10 protein-coding genes are annotated in these 19,861 nt (G+C 52.2%); 3 read left to right on the top strand and 7 right to left on the bottom strand.

The window, feature by feature from the left end; translation table 11 throughout:
- Positions 1 to 4: 4 nt before the first annotated feature.
- Both KK062_RS02755 and KK062_RS02750 read right to left on the bottom strand, forming a co-directional pair.
- Complete coding sequence (locus KK062_RS02755; RefSeq protein ID WP_254082698.1) at positions 5 to 4,486, bottom strand: chemotaxis protein CheB; 4,482 nt, start codon at positions 4,484 to 4,486, stop codon at positions 5 to 7.
- A 14-nt stretch (positions 4,487 to 4,500) separates the two neighbouring features.
- A complete protein-coding gene (locus KK062_RS02750; RefSeq protein WP_254082697.1) occupies positions 4,501 to 6,006 on the bottom strand; it encodes a GAF domain-containing protein in 1,506 nt (501 codons plus the stop codon).
- 161 nt (positions 6,007 to 6,167) lie between these two features.
- Here KK062_RS02750 and KK062_RS02745 point away from each other — a divergent pair, with 161 nt between their 5' ends.
- Positions 6,168 to 7,553, top strand: a complete 1,386-nt coding sequence (locus tag KK062_RS02745; RefSeq protein WP_254082696.1) for a mercuric reductase — start codon at positions 6,168 to 6,170, stop codon at positions 7,551 to 7,553.
- Positions 7,554 to 7,615: 62 nt separating this feature from the next.
- Here KK062_RS02745 and KK062_RS02740 read toward each other — a convergent pair whose 3' ends face one another.
- The 5 genes from KK062_RS02740 to KK062_RS02720 all read right to left on the bottom strand — a co-directional run bounded on the left by KK062_RS02740 (position 7,616) and on the right by KK062_RS02720 (position 15,653).
- Positions 7,616 to 8,470, bottom strand: coding sequence for an endonuclease/exonuclease/phosphatase family protein (locus tag KK062_RS02740; protein WP_254082695.1), 855 nt, complete (start codon positions 8,468 to 8,470; stop codon positions 7,616 to 7,618).
- Positions 8,471 to 8,489: 19 nt separating this feature from the next.
- Positions 8,490 to 10,292: a RagB/SusD family nutrient uptake outer membrane protein gene (locus KK062_RS02735; RefSeq protein ID WP_254082694.1), complete on the bottom strand. Its 1,803-nt coding sequence runs from the start codon at positions 10,290 to 10,292 to the stop codon at positions 8,490 to 8,492.
- A gap of 19 nt (positions 10,293 to 10,311) precedes the next feature.
- Entirely contained in the window at positions 10,312 to 13,845 is a 3,534-nt protein-coding gene (locus KK062_RS02730; protein ID WP_254082693.1) for a SusC/RagA family TonB-linked outer membrane protein, read from the bottom strand.
- Positions 13,846 to 13,962: 117 nt separating this feature from the next.
- Positions 13,963 to 14,952, bottom strand: a complete 990-nt coding sequence (locus KK062_RS02725; protein ID WP_254082692.1) for a FecR family protein — start codon at positions 14,950 to 14,952, stop codon at positions 13,963 to 13,965.
- A 122-nt stretch (positions 14,953 to 15,074) separates the two neighbouring features.
- The gene (locus KK062_RS02720) at positions 15,075 to 15,653 is read right to left on the bottom strand and encodes an RNA polymerase sigma-70 factor (protein ID WP_254082691.1); all 579 of its coding nucleotides are present in this window, start codon (positions 15,651 to 15,653) and stop codon (positions 15,075 to 15,077) included.
- A 380-nt stretch (positions 15,654 to 16,033) separates the two neighbouring features.
- Between KK062_RS02720 and KK062_RS02715 the strand changes: the two genes are divergently transcribed.
- Entirely contained in the window at positions 16,034 to 18,994 is a 2,961-nt protein-coding gene (locus tag KK062_RS02715) for a zinc-dependent metalloprotease (protein ID WP_254082690.1), read from the top strand.
- A 112-nt stretch (positions 18,995 to 19,106) separates the two neighbouring features.
- Positions 19,107 to 19,550, top strand: coding sequence for a hypothetical protein (locus KK062_RS02710; RefSeq protein WP_254082689.1), 444 nt, complete (start codon positions 19,107 to 19,109; stop codon positions 19,548 to 19,550).
- Positions 19,551 to 19,861 lie beyond the last annotated feature (311 nt).

Genomic DNA, 19,861 nt, shown 5'->3' with positions numbered 1-19,861 from the left:
ACTTTTACTGTTTAATCGGAATTACAAGTTCAAATAATGCGCCTTGTCCCTCCTCACTGGAGCCGCGTACCAGCCCCTGGTGTATATCAATCACCTTCTTCACGATGGCCAGGCCGATGCCTGAACCCTCGTATTTGTCCTTGGGATTGATACGATGGAACAACACGAATATTTTTTCCCTGAATTCCTCATTAAATCCTATGCCATTGTCGCGGAAGGTGCATAGACAGAAAGGACCGTTGGGGTCGGAAGAGGCGGTGAACGATTTTTCGGCCACGCGTGTAGCCGTAATGGTGACGTGGGGCGGCACGCTGTCGCGTGCAAACTTGAGGGCGTTGCTGATCAGGTTCTGGAATACCTGGCGGATCAGGTTCGGTATAACTTCCATGTCCGGGAACTGGTCGATGGTAGTAACCGCTTTCTTTTCTTTGATCAACAGCTCATAGTCATCTTGTATATCTTTTAACATGGCGTTGATGTCTGTTACGCGGAAGTCGCCACGGTCGGGAGAGATCTTGGAGAAGTTCAGGATGTTGGTAATCATCGCGCGCATGCGCTCCGACGACGAGGCAATGGCATCGAGGTAAAAGTGCGCCTTCTCGGGCAACTGATCGCGGAACTGGCTGCCGACCATGCGCGAAAACATCACCATTTTCCGAATAGGTTCCTGCAGGTCATGCGACGCTACCGAAGCAAATTGTTTCAGGTCGTTGTTGCTCAAACGAAGCGCCTCGTTTACCTCCTCCAGCTCGCGGGTACGGCTGGCGACTTTTTCTTCCAGCAGCTTGTTCAGACTTTTCTGCTCGTGGATGTCCACGGAGGTAATAACCCAGTTCACAATAACACCGGCGCGGTTCTTCCGGGGGTTGGCGCGCAGCAGATTCCAGCGGTATTCGCCGCCCTGTACCAACAGTCGCAGCTCGAGTGTAAACTCTTCGGCGCGGTTTACAGACTGACGCCACGTCTCTAAGAACACATCAATGTGCTGCGGGTGGATAACCATGCTCCAGCCCTTTGCCAGAATTTCTTCGGTCGACAGGCCGGTATATTTCTCGAACTGACGGTTTACAAACGTGATATTGCCCAGCTCGTCGGTCATCCATACAATCAGTGGCATCGACTCGGCCAGGAACTTGCGCTCGGCTTGTGAGTTGGCAATGGCTTGCTCGGCTTGTTTGAGCTGCGTGATGTCGAGCATCGAGCCGATCATCCGGCAAGGTGCACCGAGCTCGTCCTTGATGATCGTGGCCTGGTCGAGTATGTCGAGGTATTCACCATCGGCCCGCTGAAAACGGTACTCGGTAGACCAGCGCTGACTGTTCTGATTGATGGCTCGGTACAACGTCTGTTGTACACGGTCCTTATCGTCGGGGTGAATCCTTTCAGCCCAGGTAGCACGTGTAAACTTGTCGCGCACAATATCATAGCCAAAGACATTGTAAAAAGTGTCGCTCCACCACGCTTCATTCCGTACAAAATCCCACTCCCAAATAGCATCGATCGTGGTGGTGGCAATGGTTTTGAAACGCTCTTCACTTTTTGATAGCTCGAGCGTACGCTCGCGTACTTTATGCTCCAGGTCGATGTTTAACTCTTTCAAACTATCTTTCGCCCGCACCAATTCTGCATAGCTGTTGCGCAGCTTGTCTTCGGCAACCTTCTTTTGCGTGATATCGGCAAACGTCATGACCAGGCCGTCTTCCATGCGAATGGCGTTTACCTGGTACCAACGCCGTGTGTGGAGGAAGTAAAAGTCCTGCTGCATAGGCACGTTACGCTCCACGACATATTGCATTTCCTGGAACAGCTCGTCGCTGACGAGCTGCGGCAGATCCTTTCGTACCGATTTCCCTTTCAGATCTTCGGTTGTGCCCAGCAACGAGCTGGCCATATAGTTGGAGGTCTCTACAATGAAGTCGAGTATATTTCGCTCCACGCTGCGCACGCTTTTCATTGCCAGAATGGCACTCGGGCTAACGTTAAACACGGCGGCGATAAAAGTGCTGAGGTGTTTCACCAGGCTCACATCAACAAACGATATCACGATGCCTACTTGCTTGTCTTCGTTGGAAAGATAGGGCATCATCCGCATGAGCAGGTTTCGTTCGTTTGCCAGTAACAGCTCCCGTTCAATGGTCTGGTTGGTTTGCTGTACTACCTGCAAGTCCTGCGCCAGGTTATCGTACCGGAAGTTTGTCGAGAAGTGTGTAATGGGTCTCCCCGCATCGCTTTCGATGAGGTTGATCATCTTGGCGGACGCCGGGTTGAACTTTCGTATGTTCAGCTCTTCGTCCAGGAAGATCTGTCCGAAGTCGCTGCTGCGGAAATAATTGTTCAAATCGTCGTTCAATTCCGACAGTTCCTGGATGCGCAGCTGGTACTCCGTATTGAGGGTGTGCAGCTCCTCGTTTACAGACTGCAGCTCTTCATTGGAGCTTTGCAGCTCCTCGTTTGCCGTGAGTAGTTCCTCGTTCGAGCTTTGCAGCTCTTCGTTAATCGTTTCTGTATTCTCTACTGTTACCTGCAGATTGTAGCGTACCTTTTGCAGGTCTATTTCCAGTGACCGGATATAGTCACTCGTGAATTTATCCGTCGAATCGAGATCGGGCACTACCAGTGGCGGCGTCATGCCCGGCATTGTTTGTTGTTGACGAAGTATCACCAGCGTCAGTCGTGTGGGCACTTCTACCTTGGCCGGCACGATCAGTACTTCCAGTACGTACTCGTCATCGTCGCGCTGAAATTTCAGGTCGCGGAGCAATACCCGTTGGTTTGTCTTCCATACCTTACGCACTTCCAGGCTTAGCATCGGACCGAGGTTGGGCGGCAACATCTCCAGTAAGTTGAACACCAATTCGCGCTGTGGCAGTGATAGAATATTGTTATAGTCGCCAACGGTCTTGACGATTTCAAACTCATCATTGATATAACAACCTACATACCCAAATTCGCGGCTGATCTCCTGCTGAAAGAATTTAGCGTAACTGTCCCCGCCCCTTCCCAAGGCAGCACCATCAGGCTCGGGATAGCTGCTTTTACGCTGCGATATGTCCATGAGGTGACGGCTGTTCAGGGGCGCCTCATACTCCTTGCGATATACCTTGGCTTTCGCGTCGACGTCGACCAGGTATTTTTCAATCGTCACCGGCGACTCGCTGGACCCCAGAAACAAATAACTGTGCCGTTTGAGCGCGTATAATAAAATAGGGAACAGCTTCTCTTGCAGCGAGCGCGTCATGTAGATAAGCATGTTGCGGCAGCTTACCAGGTCATTCTTGACAAAAGGCGCCTCGTTGGTGATATCATGCTTAACGAATATAATCTGCTTACGGATATGCGGCAGGATCTGATAGCTATTGTTGCTCCTGGAAAAATACTTTTCGAGCAGTTCCTTGCTGATGTCCGCCTCAATCGAAGTTGGATATATACCCTTGTTGGCAATGGTGATGCTCCGCTCGTCAATGTCCGTGGCAAAGATCTTTACCATCAGATCTTTCTTTTGTCTTTCCAGCGCTTCATTGATGAGGATTGCGATGGAAAGCGCCTCTTCGCCCGTGCTACACGCTACTACCCACACTTTCAAAATGTCGCCATTCTCTTTCGAGGCCACCAGTGGGTTGATCACCTCACGCGCCAACACCTGGAAGGCCTCCTTGTCGCGGAAGAATTTTGTGACACCAATCAGAAAATCGTTGCTCAGCGCACGACACTCCTGTGGCGATTTGCGCAGCACCTCCAAATAACTTTCCAGCGTGCCGTGATTTCCCTTCGATATCCGGTTGTAAATACGCCGCAACAGGGTAGGCGTCTTATAATAGTGAAAGTTAAAACCTACTTCGTCGTGAATAAGCTGGAAGATCTCGTCAAGCGCTTTGTTCTCGAGCAGGTTGTTGGTATTCAGATACGAGAGGTTGGTCTGGGTATGGAACAGAATCTCTTCCGGCATCTGCGACGGTGATAGTATCGCCCGCGCATGACCCGACTGTATCGCGCTGATGGGCATGCCATCGAATTGCGCCGTCTTCGGATCTTGCACCAGTACCAGGCCTCCGCAGTTTTTAATGGCTTCGATGCCCCGGGTACCGTCCGAACCCGTGCCCGAGAGAATCACACCAATGCTTTTCTCTTTCCGCTCGCGCGCCAGCGATTGCAGAAATACGTCGATGGCATTGTTGGGTACTTTCAGAGGCTCCTTTTTTTCAACCGTCAGGTTATTGCCGCGGATCGTCAGCGCCCGGTTACTGGGTATGATATATACACAATTGCGCTCTATCTGCACACCATCGACAGCCTCGTATACACGCATCTTGGTGTGACGGGTAATGATCTCAGCCAGCAGGCTTTTGTGGTCGGGGGAAAGGTGCTGGATCACCACAAACGAACAGTCCGGCGACGCCGGCATGTTGTCGAAGAATTCATTGATGGCATCGAGCCCTCCGGCTGAAGCACCTATTCCTACTATAAAATGATCCGTTTCGCGGGCCATGGAGCGTCTATGTGTTATTTAATACGAGTCGTGCTAAATTCATATAAAAAATTGCGCAGCACTTCCGCGAGGATGAGCTCTTCTTTCCGCCACCGCGCGGACCGTCCCGTGACGGTCTGCCGCCAGATCTTAAAGGAGTTGCGCGGATGATACGACTTGCCATCGCTTTCAAACTGGATACGTTCGTCGGGGTTCCCACCCCATTGGAGAGTCTCGATCACCTCGGACCGGAAGAGCAACAGGAAGTCGTGCCGGCGCGGATCAATAACCAGGCACAGCAGTCCGCTGCAGGCATTCTTGTACGGTTCTGCTGCATCGTTCACCGATGATATCGAAGTGGTATGGTAGAGGCCTTTAATGTCTTGTACACTCAGCCAGAGTGCCAATTCGTGCAGGCTCTCCTCCGGCGGCGTTTTGCCCCATGTGCGCGTCAGCCCGTTGCGTATAATGGCTAACCCGTCCGCCTCAAAGAGCTCGGCAATGCGCCCTGTCCCGACCATCGTGTCATCCGGATTGCCCGACGCATAGATCTCTTTCACCAGCGTCGTATATTTTTCTTTTAAGTTCTGGTCGAATTGGTAGCTGTTCTTATTTACGAGCAACGAGAGTTTGGCGGAAATTGCCGCCGAAAGCATTTCTAACACCGAGCACATCTGGAACGATAGTTGCCGCGGCGTACGGTGATGGCAGGCCATAAGTCCCCACAGCTCGTTGTCTTTCATAATGCGGATGGACATGGAAGCAGCCACGTCCATGTTGCGCAGGTATTCTACGTGTACCCCCGCTACACTGCGCAGGTTGCAATCAAACAGGTCAATGAAGGCGCCGGTGAGTGAGTTAATGACAGGATATAATCGCACAGGCTGTGCGTCACGATCCGGTATATACCGGTAGGCGTTTTTTTTGTACAGCTCCCGTGCCTGGCGGGGTATGTCCGAGGCCGGGAAGGTTATGCCGAGGTATACCTCCATGCCCGGCTCCAGCACCTCGGCTACCACCGTGCCGTTCCACTCCTCGTCAAATTGGTACACCATGATCTTGTCAAACCCCGAAACCTTTTTGATCTCCGCCACCACGATCTGCCAGAGACCCGTAAGGGTCTCGGCGGATTCAATGCGGTTCATGGCATACTTCAATTCATGGTACACATTGGCAAAGCTGGAGTGGTCGTCTGCGCGAACGCCTGGTATTTCGATTTCGGCAAGAAGATAACCTTCCTTGGCGTGCCAAAGCACGAAATGCTCCACGCCGCGAATAGTCCATTGATCAGGAAGCGGATTTGTAAAAGATGTAGCCAGTTTTTGTTGAATCTTTTCTACAGTATTCTTCGGTACATACGCGCTCAGCGGCTGGTCGATCATCTGTTGGACCGGATCACCAAAAACAAGATTACTATTTTCACTGGCCTGAATGACTTTGAAGTCTTTACGATCGATCACTAGCAAGACGCCATACGGCTGAATGTGGTTTGTCAGGTGGATAGGTAAGCTTCCACAAAGCTCCGAGTCATAATTTTTCATGTACACACTAAACTAAAAAGTCCACGAAAGTCAAAGGTATTGATTCATCCTACTAACTATCATACCACCCATAGGAAATTATTATCTTTCACAGATATACTGGGTAGCGGGTTGCAGGCACGGTTTTTTATTATATACCCCTTCGTCGTTAAATTTTACTTATGCAAAAACATTACAAAGCAATCGTGATCGGTTCGGGCCAGGGTGGCAACCCCATGGCCAAGCGCCTGGCAGAAGCCGGCTGGAATACGTGCCTCCTTGAACAACGATGGGTCGGTGGTACCTGCGTAAACGACGGCTGCACCCCTACCAAAACCATGATCGCCTCCGCCCAGGCAGCGAGCATCACCGCGCACGCGAAAGCGCTGGGTATCGACATCGATGGCTATAGCATCAACCTGCCGGCCATCGTAGCGCGTAAAGACAAGCTCGTACTGAAGTCGCGCAATGGCCTCGAGCAAAAGCTGCAAGACACCGACCATCTCGACCTGGTATATGGCACCGCCACCTTCACCGGTCCCAAAACGGTGGCGGTCACGTTGCACGATGGCACCATCGCGTCGTACACGGCTGACGTTGTATTTATTAATGCCGGTGTACGTCCCGCAATACCCAGGATCGAAGGCCTGGACACTGTCCGTTACTTTACCTCTACCACCATCCTCGACCTGAAAGTCTTACCCGAGCATTTACTCGTGGTCGGTAGTGGCTACATCGGCCTGGAGCTGGGGCAAATGTTCCGGCGGTTTGGCAGCCGGGTAACATTGATCGACCCACACGACCGGCTGCTCCTCCACGAAGACACCGACATCGCCAACACACTCAAGACCATTCTCGAAAACGAAGGCATGACCTTCTACGCCGCCAGCAACCTGCGGCGTGTACAGCCCGACGGAGAGGGTGTTGTCGCGACGATCGACAAGCATGGAACAGAGGTCACGGTAAAAGCTTCCCACCTCCTGGTGGCGACGGGTCGAACACCCAACACCGATACCCTGAACCTGGCAGCAGCAGGAGTTGAAACCGACGACAAAGGCTATATCAAAACAGACGATGCCCTCGAGACTTCCGTCCCGGGTATATATGCATTGGGTGATGTCAAGGGGGGACCCGCCTTTACACACGTATCTTACAACGACTATCTTATATTATTTAATAACCTGCTGCGCGGCGGCCATGACCGCATCACCGGCCGGCTGGTGCCTTACTGTATTTTCACCGACCCGCCGCTAGGCCGCGTAGGACTGACCGAACAGGAAGCACGCAACAAGGGATTACCGATCGAAGTCGCCACCCTGCCGATGTCAAGTGTAGCCCGCGCCAACGAAGTGGGCCGTGCCGCGGGATTAATGAAAGCGATCGTGAACCGCGAGACAAAACAGATCCTGGGTGCTGCGATATTGGGCAACGAAGGAGGCGAGATCGTCACGATCCTGCAAGTAGCCATGATGGGTGGCCTGACCTACGAGGCACTCCGCGACGGTATCTTTGCGCATCCCACGTATGCCGAGTCACTCAATAATCTTTTTGCCAGCATCGGTCGGTAGGCATAAAAAAGGCCACAGGGTATGCTGTGGCCTCAAACTACTAAGGAAAATTTAAAACGGTTTTATTTTGCTTTGCGTGTGGTTGCCGGTGTAATCTCAACCATCACAGGAAAGTGATCCGACGGAAAACGAGCACCATAGTTGTCGGTCAGAATACCATACTTCTTTACATTAAATTGGCTGGTCACAAAGATGTGATCTATGCGCACCTTGTTCGTTGTTGCTATGTCAAAGCTGTTGAAGGTTCCGGTAGGCGCCAGCTTGATGGGCGCCAGGTCAAACGAATTACGCAGCTTGCCGGAAGCTATGATGGCGGCAAAACCTTCGTGTTGCTCGTCGAAGTTGAAGTCTCCCGTGAGAATCACCGGTGCATCACCGGCGATCTGAGCAATCTTCTCGGCAATCAACCGGCCGCTCTCTTTGCGCGCCTGAACACCGCGGTGGTCAAAGTGCGTGTTGAAGAAAAAGAAGCGCAAGCCCGTGGCTTTTTCTTCCAGCTGTACCCATGTGCAAATCCGCGACAGTGCAGCATCCCAGCCCGCACCCGGCTTGTCAGGTGTTAGTGACAGCCAGAAGTTGCCTTTCTTCAGCAGCTTGAACTTGTCCTTTTTATAGAACAGCGCTGAGAACTCGCCTTTCTTCTCACCGTCGTCCCTGCCGACGCCGGCATATTCATAGTCCGGGAGCTGTTTCAACAGTCCCTCAACCTGGTGGCTAAGCAATTCCTGACCACCGAGCAGATCAAAATCGTGAAATTTTATCTGGTCAATAATAATAGGCAGGCGGTACTTCCACCGATTAAGACTGTCCCCCGGATTGTCGTAGCGCATGTTGTAGGTCGCCACGCGCAATGTTTGTGCAAAGGTGTTGCCCGCCAGTATCAGCGCGAGCAATGCCGTGATCAATTTGTTCTTCATTGGTTTATTTTATGCTTTCTCAATACCATCCGGGATTCTGACCAAGAGCAGGGTTCATCAGAGAGTCCGTTTCCGGTATCGGGTAAAGATAACGTTTGTCATTCCATTCTCCCTTGTCCACATTCGCCAGCCATGTAATTTCTCCAGCGGTATCGTGTGACAAGCGCTGTGGATTGTCCAGGTTATTAATCTTTTCGCCCACATTGACATACGTGACACCCTTAACAGGGTTCGCCGGCATTGCCTTGTAGAATGCCACGTCCATGACGCCGTCTTCGTTCAGATCCATCGGCACGTCCAGCGCGGGAACATACAATCCGTTCCACACCTTGAGTAGCAGCTCACCATGTTTCCATCGCACGAGGTCGTAGAAGCGAAGCCCTTCCAGTGCCAATTCAATACCGCGCTCGCGGCGTATCTCCATGAGTACAGGGTTGCTAACGTCAGAGAAATATTCAGTTTGCATATAGTCATCGAGCACTGTGGGTAACGTTGTCAGATCTCCCGTAATACCCGCACGACGACGTAATGCCCCTACGGTCTTGGTCCAGTCGTCGGTGGTGATCGTTTCCAATTCTGCGCGGGCCTCAGCATAGTTCAACAAGACTTCAGCATATCGCAGCAACGCCACCGAGTTGTCATTGCGTGTACCGCCATCGTAATAGGTATCGTCCAGAGTCCACTTGATGGGCTGATACCCCGTATACGTGTACGAGAATACCGGCGGTGCTACCTCACGCTTGCCGGCATTGACACGAGTATAGTTACCCATGCGAATGGTTTGTTGCAGGCGCTTGTCGCGGCCTTTCACCTCGTCAGCAAATATCATCGTTTCGTGACCGGGCTGATCTGTAAACGGCGTGCCGTCTTCCAGCAGGTACGTATTGATAAACGTCCGGGTAAAGCTCACGCGCGAGCCATACGTAGCGCTGGTCCAATACCAGTTGGCATCGTTGAACAAGCTCAGGTTCGCGTCCGCCGCAGCCGCCAGCATCACTTCCGACGTTACTGGCGTACGCGAGATAAATACCTGTCGATACGATGCCGTCGGTCCACCCGACTCATTCAGCAGATAGCCTCCCTTATCCATAACCATTTGCGCCGCGTCGGCAGCTTCTTCAAGCCATTTTGCCGCGGCTCCGCCCAGATTATATTCTGTATGATACTTGCGGAACGTTCCCTCAAACAAACAGACCCGTGACTTAAAACCGTATACCACGTACCGTGTCACGGTGCTGCGGCTGTTGTCAGCCGCCTCCCGCACGTGTGCGCCGGCATAGTCCAGGTCGGCCAGTACGGAGTCCATGACCAGCGTCCGCGAATCGCGATTATTATATAGGTCGGGATCTTCGATGCTCATGGTCTTGTTGATCCACGGTACATCGCCAAAGCGTTTCACTTTGTCGAAGTAGAACATCGCCCGGAAGAAACGCGCCACGCCCAGGTAGTGCTCGCGTGCCTCCGTGGAAACGTCGGGCGACGGCTTGGCGTTTTCGATAAAGAAGTTGATGTTGCGCAGGGCACGCCAGTCCCAACCAGAACTTTGACGTGGTCCAAACGCTCCATCACGTAAAAAGTCGGGTACTTGTGTACGTGCGGCAAAGTCCGACATCTCGTCGCCACGCACCTGGTTGTTCGCCGTAGGCAAAATGCTGTAGTCGGGATTTGTCAGCGGCACATAAAAAGAATTGCTATAAACTTCGAGACCCTTCTCGCTATTAAACACCGCGTCGCGGGTAGTAGTAGCTTCGGGCGTTTGCTCCAGGTCGCATGCGCCTAGCAGCACGCTCAGGAGTACGATAGACCAATATTGTTTTTTCATGGTGATGCGCGTTTAGATCTTAGAAAGTGACAACCAAACCGGCGGTATAGCTCTTCAATATCGGGTAGTTATTACCGTTGCCGGCATTGCTTGTCGTCAGCACTTTGTCTGACGGGCCGATGCTCTCTACGTCGATATCACGGGTGAGGCGGTACAGCGGCGACCATGTCCACAAGTTTTCGCCGGTTACATAAACACGCGCATTGCTGGCGCGGATCTTTTCTACCAGCGACTTCGGCAACGTATAGCTCAGCTGCACGTTCTTCAACCGGAGGTATGCGACATTTTGTAAATACTTTGTCTGCTTCACGCCGAGCTCACGCCAGTCGGACTGCGCTGCATAACCCCGCATGCGGGGAAAATAGCCATAGGGTTTATCTTCTGTCCAGTAGTTGCCGACGATGTACTCCGGCGTACCATTGTACGGGCGGTTGTATGGGCCCCAGAAGGCATCTGCCTCGGCACCCGGCCACCAGTCCTGCTTGCCAACACCCTGGAAGAAACCCGATAAGGAAAAGTTATTCCACGTTGCACCCAGCATAATACCATAGGTATAGCGGGCCTGCGAGTTGCCGATCACCCGCATGTCACCCGGCTTGTCTGCCGTGGCGGCACCGTTGTCAATTTTGTTATTGTTATCAAGGTCACGGAACTTGATGTCACCCGGCAGGGTCTTACCACTGGTCGAAGATTTGATTAACGTCTGGTCGGCGTGATTAGCAATGTCTTCCGCTGACTCATAGAAACCTTCTGTTTCATACCCCCAGATCTCGCCTACTTTCTGGCCTTCATAGTAGTCGATCAGCTTTTTGTCGGGGTTGTTATACTTCTCTATGACTGACTGGTTGTCGGCCAGCGTCAGGCGTACGATATACCCCAACGTCTTGGAGCCAACATTAACTTCGTCATTCCAATTCAGTACGACTTCCCAACCCGTGGTTTTCAAGTCGGCATAGTTGCCTTTCGGTACATCTGTACCAAAGACCTTCGGCAGGGTTCTACCCACGGTAAACATATCCGTTGTCTTTCGAATGTAGGCGTCCGCGCTTAGCGTCAACCGGTTTCGTACCATGGATAGATCCAGGCCGATGTTTTGCGTCGTGGACGTTTCCCACGTGAGGCCATCCGGCAATACATTTGGCTGTGACGTATAGGGAGGCTTTACACCGCCCAGGGCCAGGTTGGCCTGACGAATGGCGAACTTCTCCTGAAAAGCATATGAGGCGATGCTGCCGTTACCCAGGGAACCATACGAAGCGCGCACCTTCAAGTCCGAAATAAGATTCGGTGACACATGCCAGAACGATTCGTTGGAAACACGCCAGCCTGCCGATATCGACGGAAAGAATGCAAAGCGTTCGTGCGTGGGAAACTTGGAAGAACCGTCATAGCGACCGTTCACTTCCACCAGGTACTTGTCGTTGAAGTGATAATTCAACCGGAAGAAACCGCCCAGCACATTCCATTTATCCCAGCCACCGATGGTGGTATACGACTGGCCCAGCGCCAGGTTGATGTCTTGCGCACCGTTGTATATAAGTCCGTTGCGTTGCGCCGACAAGCCTTCTAACGCAGACTGCTCGTAGTTATACCCGATCAATCCCTTTACATAGTGCTTCTCGTTGTAGGTGTTTTCGTACTCTGCGTAGATGTTGGTAGCAATATATTGTGCCACGCTGTTGGCGATGCGTATGTCATTGGTACCCGTACCAACATACTCGATTACACCGGGGCGTCTGCTGTACGGCACCGGCACGCGAATGAATTTCCGCGCGGAGTCGGTGTTCTGATACGTAAAGTTGCCCTTCACGCGAAACTTCTTGTCAAAGAACTCGGCGGTAAAGCCCGTGGTGTTCCGCAGCACACGGTTCTTCATATCAATACCGTTCTTGCCAAACCAGAAGTCGCCTACGGTATACGCCGCTGAATACGTCAGCGTACCGTCGGGGTTAAACATAGGCGACATGACGTGTCCTTCGTCGGCAATGTTACGCCAGATGCTGCCACCTTCGCCCGTATTGAGCGGGTTGTGGTATTTCATGTCCGAATACTGCGTGTTGTTTTCCAACTGCAGCCACGGCGTTACCTGGACCGTTCCTTTCACGCGGAAGTTGTACATCTTAAAGTCATCCGAATTGTAGCGGAAGAGACCATCCTGTTTGAAATAACGACCGGTTACATAGAGGCTCGCCTTTTCGGTGCTGCCGGAAACCGAGAGATTATGCTCCATGGCGGTGGTGTGATCTTTATACAGCAGATCATACCAATCGGTGTTGCCGTAGTATACATATTCGCCACTCGGACCCACTTCTACTTTCGGTAGTGTTGGGTCTTCTGACCTGCGTTTTAATTCTTCGAGATACGCGGGTGAAAATTTCAAGGTCTTGTTAACGTTCTGCGGTGTTTGCGAGTAGTCGTTCCACGCCGTCCACGCCTCGTTGAAGATCATCGCTTGCTGGTAGCCGTCGGTGACAAGATCGGGAACCGTGGTCGGGCTCTTCGACGAGAAGTTGGTGCTGTAGTCTACCGTCATCTTGTTTACTGCCGGCTTCTTGGTGGTAATCAGCACGACACCAAAGGCCGCGCGTGCGCCATAGATCGCGGCGGAAGCGGCATCTTTCAGTACCGACACGTTGGCAATGTCGCGCGGGTTCAGCATGCGCGGATCGCCTTCCACACCATCGATCAGGATCAGTGCACTACCACCCTGACCGATAGACGTTATCCCGCGGATATTATACGTGGGTGATTGAATGGGTTTACCGTCTTCCGGCGTAATGTTCAGGTTGGGAATCAATCCCTGCAAGCCTTGAGACACGTTGGCTACCGGCCGGTTTTCAAACACCTCGCCGTTCACCTGGTCGACCGAGCCCGTAAGGTTTGCCTTACGCTCCGTACCATAGCCGATCACCACAAGCTCTTCAAGCGACTTCGAATCCGTCTTGAGCTGTATATCGATCGTGGTTTTTGTACCGGCCACCACTTCCACTGTAGAATATCCTATAAACGTAAACTGAACGATACCGTCGTCGGGTACATTGAGTGTATACCGACCATCCACGTCGGTGGAGGTACCGATGCTCGTGCCTTTTACAATAACGTTTACACCGGGCATGGACTCGCCGGTAGCGGCATCGGTCACCTGTCCCGTGATCACCACATCGGTATTCGACGTCGGTTCAACATAAGTTGTCGGGCTTTTGGACGAAACAGTGATGTTGTAATTGATTTGTTTGAATTTCAGGTCTGCCTGCTTCGAAACCGTACGCAGGATATCGGCAATCGAAATGTTGGACGACTTAAATGTGAACCGTTTTTTAATTTTCCTTACCTGGCTGTTATACCCAAACACATAGTCGGTTTGGGTTTCAATGGCAGAGAAAACCTCTGTCAGGGCCGCATCTTTCAGGTTCAGGGTAATCTTCACCTCCTCCAGGTCCTGGCCGTTCGAAGGTGCCGCAAGCAAACATTGCATGGCGACGATGTGCCATACAAAAACATGGATCAGTTTTCTGGACACGAACATCAATATTTTGAGTAATTTCAAGCGCATGAATCAGGCTTTAAAGGTTTTACAATCTTTAGGGTCGGGCCCATCCCTGTTCCCGCAGCGATGGGCTTTTTTTTTGAGTAGGGGTTGTTTGGTAATCTTTTATCGCATAGGCATTGGTTAGTGGTTACAGGGGTTTCCGGATAAAATTATGGTGCGGTTATTTACAAAGCGGTAGGTAATACCTTGCATGAACTCCAGTCCTTCCAGAATATTGACAAGCTGATCGCTTTTATACTTACCGCTGATCAGGCAATTTCCGAGGCCTTCTTGTTCCAGGGAAATCGTGACGCCATACCACTTTTCGAGGATTCCTACCATCTCGCGAATCGGCGTGTTGTCCAGGTAAATGACGTCGTCCGTCCAGGCCAGGTAGCGCTCCAACGCTACGGTCTGACGGGTCAGGCTGGCGTTCGCGCGCGTATAGGTCGCCTGCTGCGTAGGGGTCAGCACCAGTCGACGACTGCTGTCATCAGCCTCCGGCTCGACCTGTACCCGGCCCGTCTTTACGGTCACTTGTACGATTGTCGCCGTGGCCTCGGCCTGTATATTAAAGGAGGTACCCAGCACCGATGTCTTTAACCCTTGTGAATGGACAATGAACGGATGCTCGGGGTCGCGATGCACATCGAAGAACGCCTCACCCGTCAGCTGTATCTCACGGGTATCCGCTGTAAATTTCTCCGGATAGGTGATCTGACTTTCAGCATTCAAACGCACCACCGAGCCGTCGCTCAATGTAACCGTGGCGCGCTGACCGCGAACCGTTTTTTGGGTGATGTACCGGGGGGAAGGCGCGCTATAAAAACGCGTATAGATCAGCCAACCGAGACCAAGCGCCACCACCACCGTGGCGGCTATGCGCAGTACTGCCGGCATAGTCCGTCGCCATTCGGAGAGACTGGTCGCCCGTTCTTCATCAAGTTGGCGATTGAGCGATGTGTAGATCTCCAACTTTATGCGTTCGCGTGCTGTGAGCTCCCACGATTGCTGCCAGGAGTCATCCTCCTGAAAGGAGGCAAAAAAACGCTCCAACGACTGCCGGTCGGCCTCGGTGCATTTGCCCGCGAGATAACGATCCAACAATTTTAAAAATTCTTCCTTCGTCATGTACCTGTGTTTACACGTCCTATAGTGTCAGGAACGGACGGATACACGGGCCATAAAATCATCAAATAATAGAATCATAATACCCATAACCTGGGCATAACACATTGCGCACGTAACGTGTGTTAGTGCAGCATCAACAGAATCAACAACAAGAAAGTGTTTTCGATGGAGTGCCGCAGATGTTTCAGCGCATTGGAGATGTGCCACTCCACGGTGCGTGTCGAAAGGTTGAGACGTTGCGCGATCTCTTTATTCGAGAGCTGTTCGAAGCGGCTTAGATAAAAGACGTCTCGGCAACGCTCCGGCAATTTACCCAGTGTTGTTTCCAGCAGTGCATCGAGCTCAGAGGCATGGAGTGACTCCTCTGTCGTGTTCATCGTGTGCAAGTGGCCAAGCTGCTCTACGTGGATATCCAACAACTTACCGTGCCGTAGCTGGCGCGCTACCTGAAACTTTACCGCCTGAAAAAGATAGGCTGACAACTGGCGGATCTGCTGGGTGTGACGTTTTTTCCAAATGCTGAAGAATACTTCTTGTACGATGTCCTTGGACGAGTCTTCATCGCGCAAAACTGTATAGGCGGCCCGGTAGAGATTCTCCCAATGCCTGAAATACAATTCATTAAATGCCTGGCGGCTATCCTGCTGCAAGGACTGCAGCAGTTGCTCATCCGACTGAATATGTTGTTGCGGGATCTCCATGACTATTCAGACGTCCAAATAACCCAAATAAAAAGGATGGAAGGGCGAATGTCAGGTTAAGGAATTTTTAAACTTTTGAAACGCATCAATCGATTGCTGGAATAATGCTTATTCCTGGACTGTGTGCTGGGCGGTGAGCATCCGCCACGATGCGAACACTACGCCAGTCTGAAAACTGGCACCATGGCAGGCACCCCGATAGAATCGTGTCAGGTGTACCCGTTAAATACCTTATTTCTCGTATACCTTACTTCTCAGGTATAATATACTTTGAAAATATATACATGTCATTGATCGAATAAAAGTAAAGTATGTCGCTACTGCGATGTTTCTTCCTGGCTTATTGGGTATATTGTTTAGTAACTAAACCGATACATGTTATGAAGAAGAAACTACTATTTATCGCTGTCTTTTCTTTGACGGCTACGTTGGGCATGGCCCAAACAAAAACGTACTGGACCCAGTCCTCAGAGCCTCCGTTGGAAAAGCCACTCGCAGCACGTCGTGCGGAACCGTCGGCACACCAGGTGTTTGCCCTCGATTTTTCCGGCTTTCAACAAGAGGTCAACAAGGCCCCTATACGGGGCTTGTCCGCCGGGCGAGTTGATCTGATCGTCAGCTTTCCTGATCCACACGGTACGCTGAAGCGCTATCGCGTGGTCGAAGCTTCCGTGCTGCATCCCGACTTAGCGGCAAAGTACCCGGGCATTAAATCGTACGCGGGACAGGGCATCGATGAGCCTTCTGCGACCATTCGGTTTAGCGTGTCCAATCAAACGGGGTTTCACGGTATGGTGCTTTCCAGCGATCATGACCACCAGTATTACATCGATCCCTATACCGAGGACCGTTCGTTATATACTGTATACCGTCGTGCCGATGTGACCCGCGAGACGAGCTTTACGTGTTACACCGATGAAGCGAATGTATTTTCGGGCCGCACGGCGGCGCCAACGCCTCTTAGCACCAACGACCGCAAGCTGCGCAAATACCGACTTGCCTTGTCCTGTACAGCCGAGTATGGCAACCTGTTTGCCGGCACGGGCACTGACGCGCAAAAGAAAGCCAACATCCTCGCCCAAATGAACGTGAGCATGACGCGCGTGAACGGTGTGTATGAACGCGATCTTTCTATTACGATGGAGATCGTTCCGAACAACAACCTCATCATTTATCATGGCAGTACAACCACCGACCCGTGGTCAAACGAGTGGAACACTAAAACACAACAAGTGATCGACGCCGCGATCGGCAATGCCAACTACGATATCGGTCACAACTTCAACACCACCGGTGGCGGCAACGCCGGGTGCATCGGTTGTGTGTGTACTACGGGCAGCAAAGGCAGCGGCTTTACCGGCAGCTCCAATCCTACGGGCGATGCATTTGACATCGACTATGTGGCCCATGAAATGGGTCACCAGTTTGGTGGCTATCATACGCAAAGCAATTCGTCCTGTCGCAGTGGCAGTGGTTTGACCGAAGTAGAGCCCGGTAGCGGCAGCACGATCATGAGCTATGCCGGCATCTGCGCCGCCAACGTGCAGAACAACAGCGATGCCTACTTCCACTATGTAAACATCCGCGACATCTCGGCGAACGTACAATCCGGTAACAGCTCGGGCTGTGCGCAAATTATTAACCTGACCAACAACCCGCCGGCGGCAAACGCCGGCGCGGATTATACTATTCCGCGCTCGACCGCCTTTGTACTACGCGGACAAGGCACAGACCCCGACGGCGATGCCATTACCTTCGCATGGGAACAGAACGACCCGGGTAATCCGAACTCCAACTCGGCACCGACCTCCACCCGTACCGTGGGCCCAATGTTCCGCTCGTGGGAAGGAACCACTTCCCCCGACCGTTATTTCCCGCGCATCAGCGACGTAGTCAACAACAACCTGACGCCGACGTGGGAAGTTGTACCGTCGGTAGCCCGTACGCTCAACTTCGCATTAACCGTACGGGACAACAAAGCCGGCGGTGGCCAGACGGCAGAAGATCTCATGCGCGTAACGGTCAACGGTACGGCGGGGCCTTTTGTTATCACGTTTCCTACAGCCGCCACGACGTGGGCCGCGGGCAGCGCACAGACCGTTACCTGGAATGTGGCCAGCACAAACGTAGCCCCGGTAAACTCTGCGACGGTAAACATTCTGCTTTCGACAGATGGTGGTTTTACCTATCCCACTACGCTGGTGGTCGGTACACCCAACGACGGCTCGCAAGCTATTACTGTTCCGACACTCGCGACAACCACGGCACGTATTAAAGTGGAAGCTGCCGACAATATCTTCTATGATATCTCCAACACTAACTTTACCATTACGACAGGTCCGGTGACCTGTAATGCTACTACCCCCACCGGACTTGCAGCATCCGGTGTTACTACTTCCGGCGCAACGCTGAGCTGGAACGCGGTGGCCAATGCTACATACAACGTACAGTACCGGGCCACCAGCGCCTCTACGTGGACAACCGTATCTACGGGCGCTACGACCATTACGCTAAGCGCACTTGCATCGCAGACGGCGTACGAGGCGCAGGTACGCAGCGTCTGTGGCACGACCACTTCGGCTTACAGCGCTTCCGTCAACTTTACCACGCTCAGTGCTGGCCCTTCTTATTGTGCCTCGCGCGGCAATAGCGTTGCCGATGAATACATTGGTCGCGTACAGCTCGGTACTATTAATAATTTAAGCGGTTCAAACGGCGGCTATGGCAATTTTACCAGCCACTCAACAACCCTTAACGCAGGCTCGTCTTACACCATCACGGTCACTCCTACCTGGACGGGCACCTCGTATAGCGAAGCCTACGCCGCGTGGATCGACTACAACCGCGATGGTGATTTTGCCGACAGTGGTGAGCGCGTGTGGTTCCGCAATGCGACCACGGCCACTCCCGTGAGCGGCTCGTTTACGGTGCCTTCTACCGTTACCGCCGGCGCTACCCGATTGCGCGTGTCTATGAAGTATAATGGCGTGCCGAGTTACTGCGAGACTTTCGCTTATGGCGAGGTGGAAGATTATACGGTCAATATTACCGGCGGTAGTGGCCTGGCTAAAACGGATCGCGGCGAGATTGCGCTTCCGGAAGAGGCAAGTATATTGACGCATCGCATTTATCCGAATCCGGTAAAAGATCAACTGACGCTTGAATTGGAAGAAGGTGTTGTCATTCGTGCGCTGCAGATCAATAATCTGGCGGGTGCGGCCGTGCCGTATGTGCAGCGAGAGGAGCGATCGGTGGATGTGTCATCGCTGCCAACAGGGATGTATATTTTATCGGTGTCGACAGATAAGGGGCTGATTCGCGAGAAGTTTTTGAAGGAATAATAGAATAGTCAAAATCCTTTAACCTCCGGTGTCATCATTAGCGCTTGCGCTGGACGACCCGGAGGTTTTCTTTTTGCCTCAGCTGTTGCGGTTTGTTTGATATCTTGCGGGCATGAAAACTATCCGATGCGGGTCGACCGCTTTCCTTTTTACATTGGCCATGGCTTTGATGCAATGCAAATCTTCACAGAAAATTGGTCGCGTTGAATACAACTCGTTGACGCGTGGTTTCCAAAAACACATTGTTATCACCGCGGACAGTGTCATTACGACCATCTCCGGACGTGAGCAACGTGCGTCGCGCCGGCTTGTAACGCCGGAGGAGTGGGCGGCTGTGCAAAAAAGCCTCCGCGGCGTGTCTCTTTCTGAAATCCCTGTGCTGAAATCTCCCTCGCAGGCGCGGGAGTATGATGGTGCCCGGCATTCTACATTAACCCTGTTCACGGGTGACGGGAAAACGGTGGCGCATACTTTTGATGATGAAAAGGCAAATGCGAAGTTGATGCCTTTGATGTCGGCGGTTAGCGCTATTGAGCAAACTAGGGCTGGCCAATAGTCGACGGGGCTCAAACTGTGCCAACCGCGCACTTGATGATCACCTGTTAGTCACCTGTTGGATCAGGTTTGACAGGTTGTTTTGAAATAATTTTCGTTGGTTTGAAAATATGGAATCGGGGGTTCCGCGGAAGAGGGAAGGAATTGCGGGACGGGTCGAAGCCGGGACGGGAAAAAGGCCTTTTTCGCCGGGGATCCTTCGAGTCTGCCACAGGGTTCCTCCATAGATGTTCCACAGATGAACCACGGATGATCTACGCTTTATAGGAGTAGGACATGCCTGGGTCAGGCCTGAATCCAGGGAGGCAAGAG

The organism is Dawidia cretensis (assembly GCF_018598175.1).
GTDB lineage: Bacteria > Bacteroidota > Bacteroidia > Cytophagales > Cyclobacteriaceae > Ohtaekwangia > Ohtaekwangia cretensis.
This window is presented reverse-complemented; position numbering and strand designations above follow the sequence as displayed.

Bases quoted from the DNA above. Each gene is read 5' to 3' on its own strand.
- KK062_RS02740 (WP_254082695.1), bottom strand. From the start codon at position 8,470: ATGAAGAACAAATTGATCACGGCATTGCTCGCGCTGATACTGGCGGGC.
- KK062_RS02725 (WP_254082692.1), bottom strand. From the start codon at position 14,952: ATGACGAAGGAAGAATTTTTAAAATTGTTGGATCGTTATCTCGCGGGC.
- KK062_RS02750 (WP_254082697.1), bottom strand. From the start codon at position 6,006: ATGAAAAATTATGACTCGGAGCTTTGTGGAAGCTTACCTATCCACCTG.
- KK062_RS02735 (WP_254082694.1), bottom strand. From the start codon at position 10,292: ATGAAAAAACAATATTGGTCTATCGTACTCCTGAGCGTGCTGCTAGGC.
- KK062_RS02720 (WP_254082691.1), bottom strand. From the start codon at position 15,653: ATGGAGATCCCGCAACAACATATTCAGTCGGATGAGCAACTGCTGCAG.
- KK062_RS02730 (WP_254082693.1), bottom strand. From the start codon at position 13,845: ATGCGCTTGAAATTACTCAAAATATTGATGTTCGTGTCCAGAAAACTG.
- KK062_RS02745 (WP_254082696.1), top strand. From the start codon at position 6,168: ATGCAAAAACATTACAAAGCAATCGTGATCGGTTCGGGCCAGGGTGGC.
- KK062_RS02710 (WP_254082689.1), top strand. From the start codon at position 19,107: ATGAAAACTATCCGATGCGGGTCGACCGCTTTCCTTTTTACATTGGCC.
- KK062_RS02715 (WP_254082690.1), top strand. From the start codon at position 16,034: ATGAAGAAGAAACTACTATTTATCGCTGTCTTTTCTTTGACGGCTACG.
- KK062_RS02755 (WP_254082698.1), bottom strand. From the start codon at position 4,486: ATGGCCCGCGAAACGGATCATTTTATAGTAGGAATAGGTGCTTCAGCC.